The following is a 17,971-nucleotide window of genomic DNA, read 5'->3' on the forward strand; positions in this document are numbered from 1 at the left end:
CGCGTTCAACGAGCGCAGCGAGCGTCCCGAAATCCGAGCGGCCAAGGCGATGGAGGAGCTTGCTCCGACTGAGCCGTTCGCGCTGCGCAGGCAGATCAAGGCGTGGCCGGGGAACGCCGACATGGAGGGGTTCAGCGAGCGCAGCGAGCGTCCCGGAGTCCGAGCGGCCAAGGCGATGGAGGAGCTTGCTCCGACTGAGCCGTTCGAGCGGCCTGCGTGGCCGGGGAACGCAGCAGTTCAGAACACCACGGCTTCGTGGCCGAACGCCATGCGGATCTCGGGCACCACGCGATCCATGTCGACCCGGAACTCGTCGGTGAGCCGGATCCGTTCGGCGCCGAGGTCGAGCACGACGGGCGACGGCCCGGGATGGCTGGGCAGGATGCGCTTGAGCTGCTGGATCTCGGCCGGGCCGAGGCGGACGGCGGGGATCTTGATGTACAGCGTGGGCGAGGTGCCCTCCTCGAGCTCGGTGAGCACCTCGAGGTCCTGGCAGATCACGCCGACTCGCGACTCGTCGCGCTTGTCCAGCCGTCCCTTGACGGCGACGATGATGTCGTCGGCGAGCTTGTAGCCCTGCTCGGCCAGGGTCCGCGGGAACAGCGTGACCTCGATCTCGGCCTCGAGGTCCTCGAGCCGGAACGTGGCCATCTGGTCGCCGCGTTTGGTGAAGCGCCGGCTGAGGCCCTGGACGACACCGCCGATGTGCACCGAGGCGCCGTCGGGCAGCTCCTCGAGGTCGTTGATCGTCTGGTCGGTCTTGCGGCGCAGCGCCGCCTCCTTGCCGAACAGCGGATGGTCGGACACGTACAGCCCGAGCATCTCCTTCTCGTTGCGCAGCAGGTCGGACTTGTCGAACTCGACGGCCGGGATCGGCAGACGCTCGTCGAAGCCGCCGTCGTCGCCGGACTCCTCCATCTCGCCGAACAGGCTCATCACACCGGCCTCCCGCTCGCGGCGCCGGCTGAGCGTGGTGGCCGTGATCTGCTCGAACACGCCGAGCAGGCCCTGGCGGGGATGACCGAGCGTGTCGAACGCCCCGCCCTTGATCAACGACTCGACCGCTCGCTTGTTGAGCACCGCCTCGGGCACCCGGTCGGCGAACTCGTGAAAGCTGCCGTAGGGACCGTTGGCGTCGCGCTCGGCGAGCAGCTGGGCGACGATGCCCTCACCCACGTTGCGCACCGCCGACAGACCGAACGTGATCGCACCCGGCGAGCCCGGCGGCAGCGAGACGCCCGACGGCACCTCGGCCGGCGACAGGGCGGCGAAGTTGGTGACCGACCGGTTGATGTCGGGCGGCAGCACCTTGATGCCGAGGGCCCGGCACTCGGAGATGTACACGGCCGCCTTCTCCAGCGAGTTCTTCACCGACGTGAGCAGGCAGGCGAGGTACTCGACGGGATGGTGGGCCTTGAGGTACGCCGTCTGGAAGGCGACGAGCCCGTACCCGAAGGCGTGGCTCTTGTTGAACGCGTAGTCGGCGAACGGCTCGATGATGTCGAACAGGGCGGTGCCGAGGTCGCGGCCGTAGCCCGTCTTCTCGCAACCCTCGACGAACTTCACCCGTTCCTTGGCGATGATCTCGCGATTCTTCTTGCCGCAGTTGTGGACCAGGAAGTCCTCGACGACGGCGTATGGACGCTCGTCGTTCTCCATGCGGAAGTCGAAACACTCGGCGTCTCGGACGTACTCGACCGACACGACGGTGTCCCAGAGGAGGTCCCCGGTCCGCTCGCGATCGAGAACTGTGAGCCCCGACGGCAGTTCTCCGCGTCCTGCGCTCACACTTCCGAGGAGATCGCCACGGCCGCCGGGATCTGTGAGCTGACGGTGCGGATGTCCGCGATCTACGCTCACACTTCTCGGGTCGGAGCCGAGCACGGCCACGCGATCGCCCGGCTCGACCGCGCCCAGACGCTTCCACGTGTTGTCGATCCAGAACGGGTGCTCGGCGGTCGCCTCGACGGCCATGCCGTTGGCGGTGACGAGACGCAGGACGGGCTTCACACCCACCGACCACACATCGTCGACCGCCTCGAACAGCGACTGCCCGGTCTCGATGTCGACCGTGAGCACGCGTCGATCGGTCCGACCGAGCAGCGCCTCGATCGCCACCTCGTCCCCATCGGCCGTCCGCATCCGGCTGCCCGCCGGCAGGCAGGCCTTCCGGAGGTTGTCGGCGTCGGCGAGCGAGTAGCCGGCGACCTTCTGGGCGACGCGCATCATCGACTCCTGATAGATCATCAGGCCGTACGTGTCGCCGAGCACCTCCTCGAGGTCCACGTGCAGGTACTCGACCGGCTTGCGGCCGTTCTTGCGGTCGGCGAAGTCGTTGTGCATGTTCGCCGCCATCGGCCCCGGCCGATAGAGGGCGATGAGCGCCGAGACGTCCTCGAAGGTGGTGGGAGCCAGCGAACGCATCAGCGCCCGCAGCGGCCCACCCTCCATCTGGAACACGCCGATGCCGCTCCCCCGCTGCAGCAGTTGGAGCGTCCGGGCGTCGTCGAGCGGGATCGTGTCGATGTCGAAGCCCGGGTTGGTCCGGGCCCGGATCATCTCGACGGCGTCGGTGATCACGTCGAGGTTGCGCAGGCCGAGGAAGTCCATCTTCAACAGACCGAGTTCCTCGACGCCGTGCATCTCGAACTGCGTGACGACGGGCGCCTGCTCGGGGTCCTGGCCGGACTCCGGCTTGCGCTGGATGGGCAAGTAATTGGTGAGCGGGTCCTTGGTGATGACGACGGCGGCGGCATGGATGCCGTCGGAGCGCTTCAGGCCCTCGAGACCCTTGGCGACGTCGACGACCTTCTTCACGTCGGGGTCGGCGTCGTACATCGCCCGCAGGTCGGCGGCCGCCTTGTAGCCGTCGGCGTACTTCGGGCTCTGCTCGAAGCAGTACTTGAGCGGCGTGTCGCGGCCCATCACGAGCGGCGGCATCGCCTTGGCGACCTTGTCGCCGACCGAGTACGGGTAGCCGAGCACGCGGGCGGCGTCACGCACCGCGTTGCGGGCCTTGATGGTGCCGAACGTGATGATCTGGGCGACGTGCTCGCGGCCGTACTTCTCGGCGGCGTAGCGGATCATCTCGTCCCGGTAGCGAGAGTCGAAGTCCATGTCGATGTCGGGCATCGAGATGCGGCTGGGATTGAGGAAGCGCTCGAAGATCAAGTCGTACTTGATGGGGTCGAGGTCGGTGATCCACAAGCAGTAGGCGACGGCGCAGCCCGCCGCCGAGCCGCGGCCCGGACCCACCCGGATGCCCGAGTTGCGGGCGTGGGCGATGAGGTCCCACACGATGAGGAAGTACGCCGAGAACCCCATCGACGAGATCGTGTTGAGCTCGAACTGGATGCGTTGTTCGATCTCGGGGGTGAGCGTGCCCCAGCGCTTGCGGGCGCCCTCCCACGTGATGTGGGCCAGGTACTCGTCGGTGGTGGCGAAGCCCTCGGGCAGTTCGAACGTGGGCAGCTCGACGCGGCCGAACTCGATGGTGACGTCGGCCCGCTCGGCGATCCACAGCGTGCTGTCGCATGCCTCGGGATAGTCCCGGAACAGGTACCGCATCTCGTCGGCGGTCTTCAGGTAGTGCTCGTGGCCCTCGAACTTGAAGCGCTTGGGGTCGGAGATGAGCGAGCCGGTCTGCACGCAGAGCAGGGCGTCGTGGGACTCGTGGTCCTCACGATGCGTGTAGTGGCTGTCGTTGGTGGCGATGAGCGGCGCGCCGATGCGGCGGGCGACGTCGATGAGCTGCGGGTTCGTCTGGCGCTGGGCCGGGATGCCGTGATCCTGCAGCTCGACGAAGAGGTTGTCCTTGCCGAAGATGTCCTGCAGGCGGGCCGCCTTCTGCACGGCGCCCTCGGTGTCGCCGCGCAGCAGCGACTGGAGCACGTGGCCGCCGAGACACCCCGTGGTGGCGATGACGCCCTCGGAGTAGCGCTCGAGCAGCTCCCAGTCGAGGCGCGGCTTGTAGTAGTAGCCCTCGAGGAACGCCCGCGACGACAGCTGGATGAGGTTGGAGTAGCCGGTGTTGTTCTCGGCGAGCAGGGTGAGGTGGTAGTAGAGCTTGTTGCCGCCCTCGGTGTCGCCGCCGGAGTCGTCCTGGCGGCCCCGCCGGGTGGGCCGCTCGCTGCGGTGATCGTGGGCCATGTAGGCCTCGGTGCCGATGACCGGCTTCACGCCCTGCTTCTGGCACTCCTTGTAGAACTCCAAGGTGCCGTACATGTTGCCGTGGTCGGTGATGCCGAGCGCCGGTTGCCCGTCGGCCACCGCCTTGGCGACCAGGTCGTCGAGGCGGGCGGCGCCGTCCAGCATCGAGAACTCGGTGTGGACATGGAGGTGGGTGAAGCTGTCTCCCACGGGCGCTCCTGCTCCTCTGGTTGCGGTCGGTCGGTCGGCTTACAGCGGTGTGATTCGGGGACCCCGACCCTACCCCAGTCGCGACCCGATCGGGACCGATCGACGGCCGTGCCGGCCAGGGCGGGCGACGGCACCGGCGCGTCGTCCCGAGCGGCTCAGAGGTAGGTGCCGCTGCGCTCGTCGGTCGGCGGTTGGGGCATCTGCTGCAGGCCGGGCACCGGGGCGCCGGGCGGCAGCTGGCGCATCTGCTCGAGCTGCTGGCGGGCGGCGAGCTGCTGGGCGAACAACGTGGCTTGGATGCCGTGGAACAGGCCCTCGAGCCAGCCGACGAGCTGCGCCTTGGCGATGCGGATCTCGCCCTCGCTCGGTGCCTCCCCGTCGTGGTTGAACGGCAGGGCCAACGAACGCAGCTCTTCTTGCAGGTCGGGGGACAGAGCTTCGGCCAGCTCGACGATCGAGCGCTCGTAGATCTCCGCCAGACGCTCTCGGCTGGCGGCGTCGAGCGGCGCGGCCCGGACCTCTTCGAGGAGTGCCTTGACCATCGAGCCGATGCGCATCACCTTGGCCGGCGACGTGACGGCCTCGCCGTGCTCACCACCCTCGTCGCCGCGCTGCACGATCTCGCCGTGTTCCACCGCCCCGCCCGTGGTCGCCTCAGCGGGCGTCTCGGGATCGGGCTGGGAGGAAGGGGCGCCGGGGTCGCTCATCACCTCCGTCTAGCCGCCGCCTACCCCGGTCGTCAAGGTGACCGAGCCGGGCGACCGCTGCTCGGGGCGACGACGCGAGCGGTGGTCAGGCGAGGTGGGCGAGCAGGGGCACCATCACCTCGGCGCTGGTGAGCGAGCCGTGGCGGCAGATGAGTTCGAACGGGCCGGAGTCGGCGGGCTCGTAGAAGCTGACCGGTTCGTGCGCCACGAGGGCGACGTCGCCGAGGCGAGCGGCGACCGGCGGGGACATCACTGGGCCGAACCAACCCTCGTCGATCATCTGCTCCTTGGTGACCACCCACGCGAGATCGCCGTAGGCGTCGTCGGCCTCCTTGGCGAGCGTGTCGGGCGAACCCGGCGTGTGCCACCAGCGGAATCGTCCCTCGCCGGACTGCAGCGCGACCGAGCTGAGCAGCGCCGGGTCGGGCGTGATGATGCGGTCGCCGACCTGCACCTGACCGTGGTCGGCGGTGACGAGCAGGGCCGCCCCGGTCGGCAGGGCGTCGACGATGTCGCCGACGAGCCGGTCGGCCGCCCGGAGTTCGGCGTCGTAGAAGTCGCCGAAGCCGCGTTCGTGGGCGGTCTTGTCGACGCTGCCGTAGTAGGCGTAGACGAACCGTTCGCCGGCGGCCAGCTGGTGGCGGACCTCGACGGCGATCGCCGACGAGGCGCGGTAGCCGACCGGCCGCGAGCCGCGCAGGTGGGCCTCGGTGAACGCTGAGCTCTCCAGCTCCGCCGGGGACACGACCGGCACGGTGATCCCCATGAACGGCGTGAAGGGCTGGACGTCGATCGGCGGCAGCGAGCGACGACGGTCGCCGCCCGGCGCCAGCCAGCGCAGGACGTTGATCACCTCACCCTTCATCAGCATGCGGTAGCCGACGAGCCCGTGCTCGGCCGGCGTGAGGCCGGTGGCGATCGAGCTCAGCGCCGTCGCCGTGGTGGTGGGCGCGACCGTGGTGATCGGTCCGCCGGTGAATCCCGACAGGAGCGGCATGTCGGCGCTGTGCTCGCTCAGCTGATCCCAGCCGAGGCCGTCGAGGACGAGGACGACCACCTGGCGGGCGTGGCGCACCGGTTCGGGAAACCACGGGGGCAGGGATCGTGACCAGTCGGCGCGCCCGAGCAGGGCCGGGATGATCCCTCGGACGTTGGGCCCCGCGTAGTCGGGGAGGATGGGCGCCTCGGTCACGGGCTCAGTCCACCACTCCGCCATCGGGGGTGTAAAGGGCGCCCCCGAACCTCTTCGTCGTCACAGGTGCCAACGTAGCCCCGGGTGGTCGTCGCCCGGGTGCTCGACCACACCGGCCCCCGACCCACTCGCGACGGCGTGTGACATCCGGCCCGTCGCCTCGAGGGGTCGGCGACGGCGCCACGGCCCGGGCATGTCGACCGGGCCAGTAGACTTTCGGTAATGCGCGTCTCGACCCGTGGTGACTATGCCTGCCGTGCCCTGCTGTCGTTGGCACTCCATGCCGACGAGATCGGGCCGACGTCGGTGCGCGACATCGCCGAGCGGACGGGTCTGCCCCAGCCCTACCTCGAGCAGATCCTGCTGGCCCTCAAGGGCGCCGGTCTGGTGCGCTCCAAGCGCGGCGTCGGTGGTGGCTACGTGCTCGCCCGCTCCCCCGAGGACATCCGTCTCTCCGAGATCGTGTCGGCCGTCGACGGTCCCATCTCACTCGGCGACTTCGGCGAGCCGCACCAGAACGGGGCGTGCGACCACGAGGGCCAGTGCGTGCTGACGCACCTGTGGAACCTCGCCGGCGACTACATGCGGGCGCACCTCGCCAGCTACACGCTGGCCAGCATCGCCGACATGGCCCGGGGCAAGGCCCAGTGGCCCGAGGCGCTCGATTTCGACGCCATCGTCACCCCCGCCTGATCACGCAGCGAGGTGTGAGCCCACGACGCAGGGTTCCGCGTTCTCCGCTCACCGATCGCGTCCGGCGCGCCCGGCGGCGCTAGTCGGCGACGGGCTCGAGGGTGTCGAGCAGGGCGGCGAGGTCGGCGGGCAGCTCGCTGGTGAACGTCAGTCGCTCCCCCGTCGCCGGGTGATCGAACGACAGCTCGGCAGCGTGCAGGAACGGCCGGGTGAGGCCGAGCACGGGGCGCCGGTCGCCGTAGGTGGTGTCGCCGACGAGGGGGTGACCGACGCCCGCGAGGTGCACGCGGATCTGGTGGGTCCGGCCCGTCTCGAGCCGGCACGACAGCAGCGACACGGGCGCCGGCGCGAGCAGCTTGCGGACCAGCTCGTACTCGGTGCGGGCGTGGCGCCCGTCGGCTACCAGCGCCATCTTCAGCGGGTCTCCGGGGTCGCGGCCGATCGGCGCGTCGATGATGCCGCGCACGGCCTCGGGGTGCCCCCAGACCAAGGCGTCGTAGCGCCGGCCGGCCGAGTGGTCGGCGAACTGGGCGATGAGCGCCGCGACGGCGTCCTCGTTGCGGGCCACCACCAGCAACCCCGAGCTGCCGGCGTCGAGACGGTGCACGATGCCCGGGCGCTTCTCGGTCACGCCCTGGCCGAGCTCGGCCAGCTCGGGGAACCGGTGGAGCAGTCCGTTCACGAGCGTGCCGTCGGGGTTGCCGGCACCGGGATGCACCACGAGCCCGGCCGGCTTGTCCACCACGATGACGTCGTCGTCGGCGTACACGACGCCGAACTCGACGTTCGGGTCGCCCGTCGGCGGCGGCGTGACCTCGATCGCGTCCGTGTCCACGCCGACGATGGCGCCGGCGGCGAGGCGCACCTTGCCCGACTCGGCCACCACGTCGTCGACGGTGACGGCACCCTTGGCGACGAGCCCGGCGGCCACCGACCGGCTGACGTCGGCGAGGAAGGCGACGACCCGGTCGAGCCGCTCGCCGTCGAGCGCGGCAGGGAGCTCCTCGCGGATCACGCCGTGCCTCCGGACGTTGCGGTCGCCTGGTTCGGGGGCGGGATCGTGACGGAAATCGTCACGATCGGGCCCCAGAGCGGCGGGTGGCACGATCGGGCCCCAGATCCTGGCGTGGTCACTCGGGAGTCCCTTCTGCTGGCTGGTCTCCTGGCTGGCTCGAGTCGGCGGGGGCCGGCTCGCGCAACGAGGTGATCAGCAGCAGCGCCCCACCGACGGTGACGCCGATGTCGGCGACGTTGAAGATCGGGAACCACTGCGGATCGATGAAGTCGACGACGGCGCCGTGCAGGCCCCCCTCGCCCCGGAACAACCGGTCGCTGACGTTGCCGAGGGCGCCGCCGATCACGAGACCCACCGCCAGCGAGTACCACGGGCTGGACGATCGCCCGACGGAGATCAGCAGCACGACGACCACGGCGATCGCCAGGATCGGCACGAACGGCCCGAAGCCGTCGCCCGACGAGAACGCCATGCCCGTATTGAACGCAAGGTTGAACCTCAACGTCCAGAACAGGTCGATGGTGCGGTCGTCGGCGAGCGCGTTCAGCGCCCAGTGCTTCGTCAGTTGATCGACGGCGATGACGATCGCCGCGACGAGCAGCGGTACCCGCCACGATCGCATCGTGACGACGAATCGGCCCACGCGGGACGCGCCGACGCCGGGCCCCTACCTACGGCCGATCCCGCCGACCTTCTCCTCGACGAGCTCGGTGGCCCACGGAATGGCCTCGAGGCGCTCGCGGGGAATCGGCGCGCCCGACACGACGGAGTAGCCGTACGTGCCGTTGGCGAGGCGCTCGAGGGCGGCGTCGATGTCGGCGACCGTCTGACGAGCCTGGGCGGAGATCGCCAGGTCACGCTCACGCTCGACGACCATCGTGTCGCCCTCGCCGCTCTCGTCGTCGAACTGCACGTCGCCCATCTCGCCGTCCTCGATCAGCGAGTTGGCCTCGTCCTCGAGCCGATCGGCCTGGCCGACCAGTTCGGCCCGCTCTCGGAGCAGGAGGTCCTTCTGGCTCTTGAGGAACTTGACGTCGAAGTCCTTGGTGTAGGCGATGCCGTCCTTGTTCACCCCACGCGACGCCGGGACGTCGGGGTGGGTCTCACCGTTGGCGGCGGGGGCGGCTTTGGCGGCGCTCTTCTTGGCGGGAGAGGGAGTCTTGGACACGGCAGCCTTTCGTGCAGGGGGCGAACTGGAAGAGCGGGATGCACTGGCCCGCTTGGGGGCGGCCTTCTTGACCGCGGGTTTCGACGCCGCTTGCCGTTTGGCAGGTGTCGCCGAGGTCGTCTTCTTCGTCGCAGCCATGACTGGAACCTCCAAGTTGGGCCGTGATCGACGGCGCACTATAACGGGCGCGAACCCCAAGGCGTGTCACGGCCGTCACCGGTACCCCGACCGGCGGGCGAGTCGGACGGGATGTGCCTCGCCCATCCCGTCAGGTGTCAGGTGGAGGCGACCGTCAGGTCGATGGCAGGCGTGTCGGTGCCGGAGTCGTCGACGTCGATCGACACGGCGAGCGTCTCGGTGGCGATCAGCTCCTGATGGGTGCGCACGACGTTGGCCCACGGGGCGTCGGCGACGATGCGCAGGTCGATGCGGTCGGTGACGGCGAGATCACGATCGCGCCGCTCCTGCTGGATCATGCGCACGAGATCGCGGGCCTGGCCCTCGATCTCGAGCTCCGGTGTGACCTCGACGTTGAGCACGACGACGCCCGAGCCGCTGCCGAGGGCGGCGCTGCCAGTGGAGCCGTCACCGCCGTCGTCGGCCTGCATGGTGAGCACGAATTCGCCGGGCTCGAGGCGGTGCCCGCCGGCGACAACCGCGTCGCCCTCGCGGGTCCACTGACCCTCGCGTACGGCGCGGATGACCTGCTGGGTGGCGGGACCGAGACGGGGTCCGAGGGCGGCCGGGACCACCTGGAGCACCTCCTTGGCCACCGCGGACACGTCGTCGACGAGGTGGATCTCCCGGACGTTCACCTCGTCGGCGATCACGTCGAGGAACGGGCGCAGGGCCTCGGCATCGGGGGCGGCGACGGTGAGCGACGACAGCGGCTGGCGCACGCGCCGCGCGTTGGCCTTGCGGACCGACAGGGTGACCGAGCAGACGTCGCGCACCTCGTCCATCGTGCGGACGAGGTTCTCGTCGCCCGGCAGGTCCTCGACCTTGGGCCAGCCCTGCAGGTGCACGCTGTCGGTGGTGTCACCGCCGTGCAGGCCGCCGTAGATCTCGTCGGCGACGAACGGCAGCAACGGCGCCACCACGCGCGAGAGGACGTCCATCACCGTGTGCAAGGTGTCGATGGCGTCGCGGTCGCCGTCCCAGAAACGCTGACGGCTGCGGCGGATGTACCAGTTGGTGAGCGAATCGACGAACGAGCGGACGAACGCGCAGGCCTCGAACAGGTCGTAGCCGTCGAGCTCGCGGGTCACGTCGTCGACGAGATCGCGGGTCTTGGCGATGATGTAGCGGTCGAGGACGTTCATCGAGAACGGCCGCTCGACCCCGTCGCGGACCACGCCCTGCACCCCGGCGGCGTTGGCGTAGAGGGTGAGGAAGTACCACGCGTTCCACAACGGCAGGAGGACCTGGCGGGTGGTCTCGCGCAGGCCGGCCTGGGTGACGGCGAAATCGCCGCCGCGCAGGATCGGCGACGAGAGCAGGTACCAGCGCATCGCGTCGGCCCCGGTGGTGTCGAACACCTCCATCGGATCGGCGTAGTTGCGCAGGCTCTTCGACATCTTGAGGCCGTCGTCGCCCTGGATGATGCCGTGGCTGATGCACGTGCGGAACGCCGGCCGGTCGAACAGCGCCGTGGCCAGCACGTGCAACGTGTAGAACCAACCACGGGTCTGGCCGATGTACTCGACGATGAAATCGCCCGGGTAGTGCGACTCGAACCACTCGGTGTTCTCGAACGGGTAGTGCACCTGGGCGAACGGCATCGACCCCGACTCGAACCAGCAGTCGAGCACCTCGGGGACGCGCCGCATCATCGACTGACCCGTCGGGTCGTCGGGGTTGGGGCGCACGAGCTCGTCGATCATCGGCCGGTGGAGGTCGGCGACCTTCACCCCGAAGTCGGCCTCGAGCTGCTCGAAGCTGCCGTACACGTCGGTGCGTGGGTACTCGGGATTGTCGGAGCGCCAGACGGGGATCGGCGAGCCCCAGAAGCGGTTGCGGCTGATCGACCAGTCGCGGGCGTTCTGCAGCCACTTGCCGAAGCTGCCGTGCTTGACGTGAGAGGGCACCCAGTTGATCTGGTCGTTGAGCTCGACCATGCGGTCGCGGAACTTGGTGACGGCGACGAACCACGACGAGATCGCCCGGTACACGAGCGGCTTGGAGCACCGCCAGCAGTGCGGGTACGAGTGGTTGTACGTCTCGTGGCGGAGCACGAGGGCGTGCTCCTTGAGATGGCGGATGACGTGCGGGTTGGCCTCGAAGACCTGGACACCGGTCCAGTCGGGCACCTCGGCCGTGTACTGGCCGTGCTCGTCCATCGGGACGACGGTGGGGATGCCGGCGGCGTTGCAGACGTTCTGGTCGTCCTCGCCGAAGCCCGGGGCGAGGTGCACGATGCCGGTGCCGTCGTCGGTGGTGACGAAGTCGGCGGCGAGCACCTGGAACGCCTGGCCGGTGCCAGAGCGCTCGGTGTCGGCGAAGTAGGGAAACAACGGCCGGTAGCGCCGGCCGGCGAGCTCGGCGCCGGTGTACCGGGCGACGATCTCCGGCGCCGGCCGGGTCTCGTCGGGTCCCAGCTCGGCGGCGTAGTGGGCGAGACGATCCTCGGCGAGGATCACGCGCTTGCCCGATGCCGGGTGCTCGACGGCCACGTAGTCGACGTCGGGAGCGACGGCGAGCCCGAGGTTGGCGGGCAGCGTCCACGGCGTGGTCGTCCAGGCGAGCAGCGCCTCACCCGTTGGTGCGCCGGCGTCGTCGAGCAGGTCGAACCCGACGGTGAGCGCCGGGTCCTGACGGTCGAAGTACACGTCGTCCATGCGGGTCTCGGTGTTGCTGAGCGGCGTCTCGCAGCGCCAGCAGTACGCCAGCACCTTGAAGCCCTCGTACACGAGGCCCTTGTCCCACAGCGTCTTGAACGCCCACATGACGCTCTCCATGTAGGTGTCGTCGAGCGTCTTGTAGTCGTTCTCGAAGTCGACCCACCGGGCCTGGCGGGTGACGTAGCGCTCCCACTCGGCCGTGTAGCGCAGCACGCTGGTGCGGCAGGCGTCGTTGAACTCGGCGATGCCGAACTTGGTGATCTCGGGATGCCCGGCGATGCCCAGTTCCTTCTCGGCCTCGACCTCGGCCGGCAGGCCGTGGCAGTCCCAGCCGAAGCGGCGGTGGACGAGCTTGCCGCGCATCGTCTGGTAGCGCGGGACCGCGTCTTTGACGAAGCCAGTCAGCAGGTGGCCGTAGTGCGGCAGGCCGTTGGCGAACGGCGGGCCGTCGTAGACGACGAACTCCTCCGCCCCCTCGTCCTCGCGGCGAATGATCGACTCGAGGAACGTCTTGTCACGTTCCCACCGCTCGAGCACACCGGTCTCGAGGGCGGGGAAGTTCGGCTGCGAGTCGACATCTGGGTACGCCATGGAGACATTGATCGTACCGGCGCGCCCTCGACGCAGCCCCGTGCGTTGCCCTCGCTCGCGTTACGGATGGTGCCAGGCACCATCCGTAACGGGGCCCTGCGCCCCGTCGTCCGGAGCGCCCGGGTCAGGCCTCGTGGTCGAAGAGGGAGTGGCGCCCGTCGGCCGGTGTGTTGCGGTCGGGATCGACGCCGGCGACCCGGGCGATCTCGCCGAGCTCCTCGCCGCCGGAATCGGCCGTCTCGACGACCTCGTCGATCAGCTCGGCGACGTCGGGCTCGTCCTCGTCGTCGATGTCAGATCCGTCGTCGACGACATCGTCGCTCAGGTCGTCGACTCCCTCGTCGACTCCCTCGTCGACTCCTGGGACGGCGGCCGCCGGCGACGACGCCTGGTCGGACGCCGACAGCTGCGGGCGCCGCATCGGGGCGAGGCCGTTGGCCGTGCGGTCGGTGAGCGACTCGAGCTCGGCGACCACCTCGGTGATGCGCTCACGCTGAGCGCCGAGGTGCTGCTCGAGCTGGTCGACGTCGGACTCGAGGAAGTCGCGCCGGGCGAGGAGTGCCTGCACCTCGCCCTCGACCCGCACCCGCTCGGCCTCACCGGCTTTGCGGGATTCGGCCCGGGCGGCCTCGATGACGGCGGCGGCTTCCTCACGGGCCGACTCGAGCAGGCGGGCCGCCTCGGCCTGGGCCGAGCCGATGGTGGCCTCGGCCTCCGCCTTGGCCTCGGCCACGGTGGTGTCGGCCGTGCGCTGGGCCAGCAAGAGGGTGCGGCTGATGGTCTCGGCCTCGTCGACGGTGGGCTCACGCCGCACCGGCTCCGGTGGGGCCCCCGCCGGCGTCTCGGCGACGGCGCTCGCCGTCTCCTGGCTGGTCTCCTCGGCGGCGGCCTGCTGCTGCGAGAGCTCCTGCAGGCGGGCCACGGCGGCACGGGCCCGGGCCTCCATCGCCGTGGCGTCCTGGATGGCCTGTTGCAGGGCGTCGGCGGCCGCAAGCTTGAACTCGGACACCTCGTCGGGGTCGAGCCCGCCTCGTTTGACCGACTTGAAGGTCGCGTCGCGGATGTCTTGCGGGCTGAGGGCCATGGGAACGATCAGCTTTCGTAGTCGTCGAAACGGTGGACGCGAGCCGGGGCCGGCTTCAGGAGATACACCCCTGTGGCCACCTTCTCCATCGTGCCGTCGAGCGAGTAGCACACCCCGCTGGCAAAGTCGATCAGTCGCCGGGCGACATCGCGGTCGGCCGACTCGAGGTTGAGGATCACCGAGTTGCCTTCCTTGAAGCGGTCGGCGAGCTCCTGGGCCTGGTCGAACCGGCGCGGGCGCACGGTGGCCGGCTCGGCGTTGGGAGGAGGGGGCGGGGGCGCCTGGCGCTGGGAGGAGGACGAGCGGGGGCGCGACACCATGCCGGACTCGTCGGCGCCCGGCGGCGCCGTCCGCCGGCTGGCGTCGAAGTCACGGGAGGGGAAGCTCGGACGGGCGGGGACGGCGCGCACCGAACCCGAGTCGGGCTCGGCGGGCCAGGCGCGATTCGAGCTGGAACGGCCCCGACCGTCGTCGCGCGCGGCACGCGAATGGCGTCCCTGTGGCTCTGGCTCGGCCCCGTCGTCGTAGTCGTCGTAGGCGTCGTCAGGACCAAGACCAAGGTACTCCATGGACTTTTTCCAGAATGACATCGTCACTTCCTCCTGCGCGGCGAGGCTATCGCAATCCGAGCCGTACCCAGGGGACACCCCAGCTCACCAGGCCATTCACGTCCTCGATCCAAAGATTGCCGAGCCGATGCGAACCCGGGTCGTTCCGAGTTCGAACGCCTGGTCGATGTCACCACTCATGCCCATGGAGCATGTCCTCAGATGCATCGAGTCGACGAGTCGGCGGACCACCGTGAAGGCGGCGGCCGTCTCGGCCGGGTCGCCGCTCGTGGGCCCGACCGTCATCATCCCGTCGAGGTCGAGGTCGAGACGTCGCGCCTCGTCGGCGAGCCTGGGCGCCTCGTCGGGCGTGCAGCCACCCTTGCCGTCCTCCCCCGTCGCGTTGACCTGGATCAGCACCGTGGCACCAGGCGCCCGCTTGGCGATCTCGGCGAGCAGCGAGGAGCGGTCGACCGACTCCCACACGGCGACGTACGGGGCGAGCTGCCGCACCTTGTTCGACTGCAAGCGCCCGATGAAATGACACACGGGGGGCTCCGCCCCCCGTGGACCCCCCGAAGACAAGAGGGGGGGCTCCGCCCCCCGTGGACCCCCCGAAGACAAGAGGGGGGGCTCCGCCCCCCGTGGACCCCCCGAAGACAAGAGGGGGGGCTCCGCCGCCCGTGGACCCCCCGAAGACAAGAGGGGGGGCTCCGCCCCATGACACACGGGGGGCTCCGATGAACCATCGCCGGCTTCGGCTGCTCGCCGCAGCTCGGAGAACTTGGCCACGACCTCCTGGGCGTAGTTCTCGCCCACCATCGGGCAGCCGGCGGCGACCGCGGCACGGATGGCGTCGACCGGGAACCCCTTGGTGACGGCCACCAGCTCGATGTCGCGACCCGACGCCGCCAGACGGCGCCTGATCGCTTCGACCCGCTCCTTCACGAGGGCGGGATCGACGCTCACCGCGAGCGCCGCCCGGACGTCACCGGAGGAACGACGGGACGTCGAAGTCGTCGTCGGGTTCGTCGTCGTCGCCGACCCTGTCGGCTCCTTCGGCGAACAGATCGGTGATCGACGGGGCGGTCTTCGGCTGGCTGCCCGTGACGGGGCCGTCGAGCCGATCGAATCCGGCGGCGATGACCGTCACGCGGATCTCGTCGCCGATCTCGTCGTCGACGACCGTGCCGAAGATGATGTTGGCGTCCTGGTGGGCGACACCGTGGATGATCTCGGCGGCGGCGTTCATCTCGAACAGGCCCATGCTGGACGGGCCGGTGATGTTGAGCAGCACGCCGCGGGCGCCGTCGATGGCGGCCTCGAGCAGCGGGCTGGAGATCGCCGCCTTGGCCGCCGAGACGGCGCGCTCGTCGCCAGACGCCTGACCGATGCCCATCAACGCCGAGCCGGCGTTGGACAGGACCATCTTGACGTCGGCGAAGTCGGTGTTGATGAGGCCGGGCGTCGTGATGAGGTTGGTGATGCCCGACACACCCTGGAGCAGCACCTCGTCGGCCATCTTGAAGGCGTTCAGCACGCTGGTCTTCTCGTTGGCGACCGTGAGCAGCCGGTCGTTGGGGATGACGATGAGCGTGTCGACCTTCTCCTTCAGGCGCTGCACACCGCTGTCGGCTTGCACCGCCCGGCGGCGCCCCTCGAACGCGAACGGCCGCGTGACGACACCGATGGTGAGCGCGCCGATGCCGCGGGCGATCTCGGCGATGACCGGGGCCGCGCCGGTACCGGTGCCGCCGCCCTCGCCGGCGGTGATGAACACCATGTCGGCGCCCTTCACCATCTCTTCGATCTCTTCGTGGTGCGCCTCGGCCGCGCTGCGCCCGACCTCGGGGTCGCTGCCGGCGCCGAGGCCGCGGGTGAGGTCACGACCGATGTCGAGCTTGAGGTCGGCGTCGCTCATCAGCAGCGCCTGCGCATCGGTGTTGACGGCGATGAACTCGACGCCCTTGAGACCGGCATCGATCATGCGGTTGACGGCGTTGACGCCACCACCGCCGACGCCGATCACCTTGATGACGGCCAGGTAGTTCTGGGGCGCGCCAACCATCAGCATGACCTCCATGCGTTCGAGCCGCGTTCGGCGAGTTGGGGGCGACGGTCGAGGCCGTTCGTTCGTGCGTGTTCAGTCATCTGGTTACCCAGTCGGGTGGGGCCGGGCCACGAGACCCCGGTGGTGGTCAACATCCTCGCACGTCGCGGCGTACGAATGGCGTATCCCTTGCTCGCTCGAGCGAGGGCTCTGGCCCGGTGGTCGTGCTGCCGGCGACCATCGGTGGGCAACCGCGACCGATCATTCGGTGACGATGTCCGGAGTGGAGACGTCGATCATGGTCGTGGGTGCCATTTCAGGGTCGGTTTCGATGAGTGCCACAGCGAGGCGCACGAGTTTATCCTGCAGCGCCTCGGCAGCCCCAAAGCGGACTTCGATCCCGTTCGAGAGGTGCATCCGCAGGTCGGTTCCGTCGACGTCGACGGTGAGCGACTCCACCAGGGGACGCAGCGGATCGACGAGCGCCGTCACCAGGGTGGCGGCCGCGCGATAGCCCTCCGGGGCGAGGGCGCCGGCGGCCAGGTTGGGGGCCTGGGAGGTGTCGACCATCAGCTCCAGGTAGTCGGTCGGGCGACCGTCGAGGACGGTGATGACTCGGCCGGAGTCGTCGAGCACCCGGTACTTCTGGTCGGGGCCGAGGTAGGCGACCACGGGCACTCGCTCGCGTAGCTCGATCGTGGCGCCGTGGGGGAAGTCGGTGGACACGCGCGCGTCCTCGACCCAGGGGATCCGGCGGAGTTCGGCCTCGATGGCGTCGGTGTCGACGCGCAGCACGTTCTGGCCGTCGAGGTCGGCCACGATCGCATCGAGCTCGGGGCCGACGCTGTAGACGGCGCCCTCGACGCGGACGGTGTCGATGGCGAACAGACCCGAGCCGAGCACGGCGAGCCCGGCGACGAGGACACCGACCACCGCCGTGGCGAGGGCGATCCACTTCAGCCGCTTGCGGCCGACCGCTCGTTTGACGGCGATCCGCCGGTCACGAAGCCTGGGCTCGATGCGGTTGACCGAGGTGGCCACCTCCATCGACACCATCGCGCCGGTGGCCGGGTCCTTGTCGTCGATGAAGATGGTGCCGCGGTCAACCGCCGCGTCGCCGTCGAGGCTGCCCTCGAGGTACACCGCGTCGGGAAGGTCGTCGTCGCCACCGAGGCTGACGGTGGCGCGCTCGGCGCTCGCCCCGACGAGGGGCGGCCCGGCGCCGTCGGTGGCGGGCTCACCCGGGGTGAGCGACGTCGGCGGGACGTCGGCGGATCCGGCGTCGACGGGTGCCGGCGACGCCGAGGCGGGGCCAGAGATGATGCGGACACCCTCGCCGGCGTCGACGCCGGCGAGGCCATCGACGGCGGGAGTGTCGCCCGTTCCGGCCTTCTTCCCGGCCTTCTTCCCCGCCTTCTTGCCGGCCTTCCTGGCCGCTTTCTTGCGCTGCTTGGCCAACTCTGCGAGACGCTTCTCCTGCGCCTTCTGCTCGCGCTTGGCCTCGCGCGCCGACCGCCGCGTCTGCCGTTTGGTGGGCGCGCGGACGAGGCCGAACTCGGTGGGCGACGCGGCCACGCCCGGTGCCGGCGGCTCGACCGGCTCGGCCGGCTCGACCGGCTCGGCCGGCACGGCCGGCTCGGCCGGCACGGCGACCGGGAGGGCGGGATGGGCGGTCGGCGGTTCGGGCCCGGCCGCGGCGTCGGGTGTGGGCGGTGCCTCGCCGG

13 protein-coding genes are annotated in these 17,971 nt (G+C 69.9%); 1 reads left to right on the plus strand and 12 read right to left on the minus strand.

Annotation, left to right across the window (positions count from 1 at the left end):
- Positions 1-237: 237 nt before the first annotated feature.
- From dnaE to DN771_RS12390, 3 genes are all read right to left on the minus strand, one after another.
- Positions 238-4,359 (minus strand): DNA polymerase III subunit alpha, encoded by a 4,122-nt coding sequence (dnaE, locus tag DN771_RS30400; RefSeq protein WP_227462323.1) that lies wholly within the window; start codon positions 4,357-4,359, stop codon positions 238-240.
- Positions 4,360-4,514: 155 nt separating this feature from the next.
- Positions 4,515-5,066 (minus strand): bacterial proteasome activator family protein, encoded by a 552-nt coding sequence (locus tag DN771_RS12385; protein ID WP_116997688.1) that lies wholly within the window; start codon positions 5,064-5,066, stop codon positions 4,515-4,517.
- Between the two features lie 85 nt (positions 5,067-5,151).
- Positions 5,152-6,258: an alkaline phosphatase family protein gene (locus DN771_RS12390; protein ID WP_227462324.1), complete on the minus strand. Its 1,107-nt coding sequence runs from the start codon at positions 6,256-6,258 to the stop codon at positions 5,152-5,154.
- A gap of 222 nt (positions 6,259-6,480) precedes the next feature.
- Between DN771_RS12390 and DN771_RS12395 the strand changes: the two genes are divergently transcribed.
- The gene (locus DN771_RS12395) at positions 6,481-6,951 is read left to right on the plus strand and encodes an RrF2 family transcriptional regulator (RefSeq protein ID WP_116997692.1); all 471 of its coding nucleotides are present in this window, start codon (positions 6,481-6,483) and stop codon (positions 6,949-6,951) included.
- Positions 6,952-7,030: 79 nt separating this feature from the next.
- Here the strand turns inward: DN771_RS12395 and DN771_RS12400 are convergent, their stop codons facing one another.
- From DN771_RS12400 to DN771_RS12440, 9 genes are all read right to left on the minus strand, one after another.
- Complete coding sequence (locus DN771_RS12400) at positions 7,031-7,966, minus strand: RluA family pseudouridine synthase (RefSeq protein ID WP_116997693.1); 936 nt, start codon at positions 7,964-7,966, stop codon at positions 7,031-7,033.
- Between the two features lie 115 nt (positions 7,967-8,081).
- Positions 8,082-8,609, minus strand: coding sequence for a signal peptidase II (gene lspA / locus DN771_RS12405; RefSeq protein WP_116997696.1), 528 nt, complete (start codon positions 8,607-8,609; stop codon positions 8,082-8,084).
- A gap of 24 nt (positions 8,610-8,633) precedes the next feature.
- Positions 8,634-9,134 carry a TraR/DksA family transcriptional regulator gene (locus DN771_RS12410; protein WP_116997697.1) on the minus strand — a complete coding sequence of 167 codons (501 nt, stop codon included), beginning with the start codon at positions 9,132-9,134 and terminating at the stop codon, positions 8,634-8,636.
- Positions 9,135-9,409: 275 nt separating this feature from the next.
- Complete coding sequence (gene ileS / locus DN771_RS12415; RefSeq protein WP_116997699.1) at positions 9,410-12,565, minus strand: isoleucine--tRNA ligase; 3,156 nt, start codon at positions 12,563-12,565, stop codon at positions 9,410-9,412.
- A gap of 124 nt (positions 12,566-12,689) precedes the next feature.
- A complete protein-coding gene (locus DN771_RS12420; protein WP_116997701.1) occupies positions 12,690-13,649 on the minus strand; it encodes a DivIVA domain-containing protein in 960 nt (319 codons plus the stop codon).
- 8 nt (positions 13,650-13,657) lie between these two features.
- Positions 13,658-14,239 (minus strand): cell division protein SepF, encoded by a 582-nt coding sequence (locus DN771_RS12425; protein ID WP_162941860.1) that lies wholly within the window; start codon positions 14,237-14,239, stop codon positions 13,658-13,660.
- 75 nt (positions 14,240-14,314) lie between these two features.
- Positions 14,315-15,166, minus strand: a complete 852-nt coding sequence (locus tag DN771_RS12430; protein ID WP_162941861.1) for an alanine racemase — start codon at positions 15,164-15,166, stop codon at positions 14,315-14,317.
- A 19-nt stretch (positions 15,167-15,185) separates the two neighbouring features.
- Complete coding sequence (gene ftsZ / locus DN771_RS12435) at positions 15,186-16,265, minus strand: cell division protein FtsZ (protein ID WP_116997742.1); 1,080 nt, start codon at positions 16,263-16,265, stop codon at positions 15,186-15,188.
- A 243-nt stretch (positions 16,266-16,508) separates the two neighbouring features.
- A partial coding sequence (locus tag DN771_RS12440; RefSeq protein WP_116997705.1) for a cell division protein FtsQ/DivIB occupies positions 16,509-17,971 on the minus strand: 1,463 nt, incomplete at its 5' end.

It is taken from the genome of Desertimonas flava, assembly GCF_003426815.1.
Taxonomy (GTDB): domain Bacteria; phylum Actinomycetota; class Acidimicrobiia; order Acidimicrobiales; family Ilumatobacteraceae; genus Desertimonas; species Desertimonas flava.

What these genes read in the sequence shown, in the direction of transcription:
- DN771_RS12425 (WP_162941860.1), bottom strand. Translation starts at nt 14,239, where the DNA reads ATGTCATTCTGGAAAAAGTCCATGGAGTACCTTGGTCTTGGTCCTGAC.
- DN771_RS12395 (WP_116997692.1), top strand. Translation starts at nt 6,481, where the DNA reads ATGCGCGTCTCGACCCGTGGTGACTATGCCTGCCGTGCCCTGCTGTCG.
- DN771_RS12420 (WP_116997701.1), bottom strand. Translation starts at nt 13,649, where the DNA reads ATGGCCCTCAGCCCGCAAGACATCCGCGACGCGACCTTCAAGTCGGTC.
- ileS (WP_116997699.1), bottom strand. Translation starts at nt 12,565, where the DNA reads ATGGCGTACCCAGATGTCGACTCGCAGCCGAACTTCCCCGCCCTCGAG.
- ftsZ (WP_116997742.1), bottom strand. Translation starts at nt 16,265, where the DNA reads ATGGTTGGCGCGCCCCAGAACTACCTGGCCGTCATCAAGGTGATCGGC.
- DN771_RS12385 (WP_116997688.1), bottom strand. Translation starts at nt 5,066, where the DNA reads ATGAGCGACCCCGGCGCCCCTTCCTCCCAGCCCGATCCCGAGACGCCC.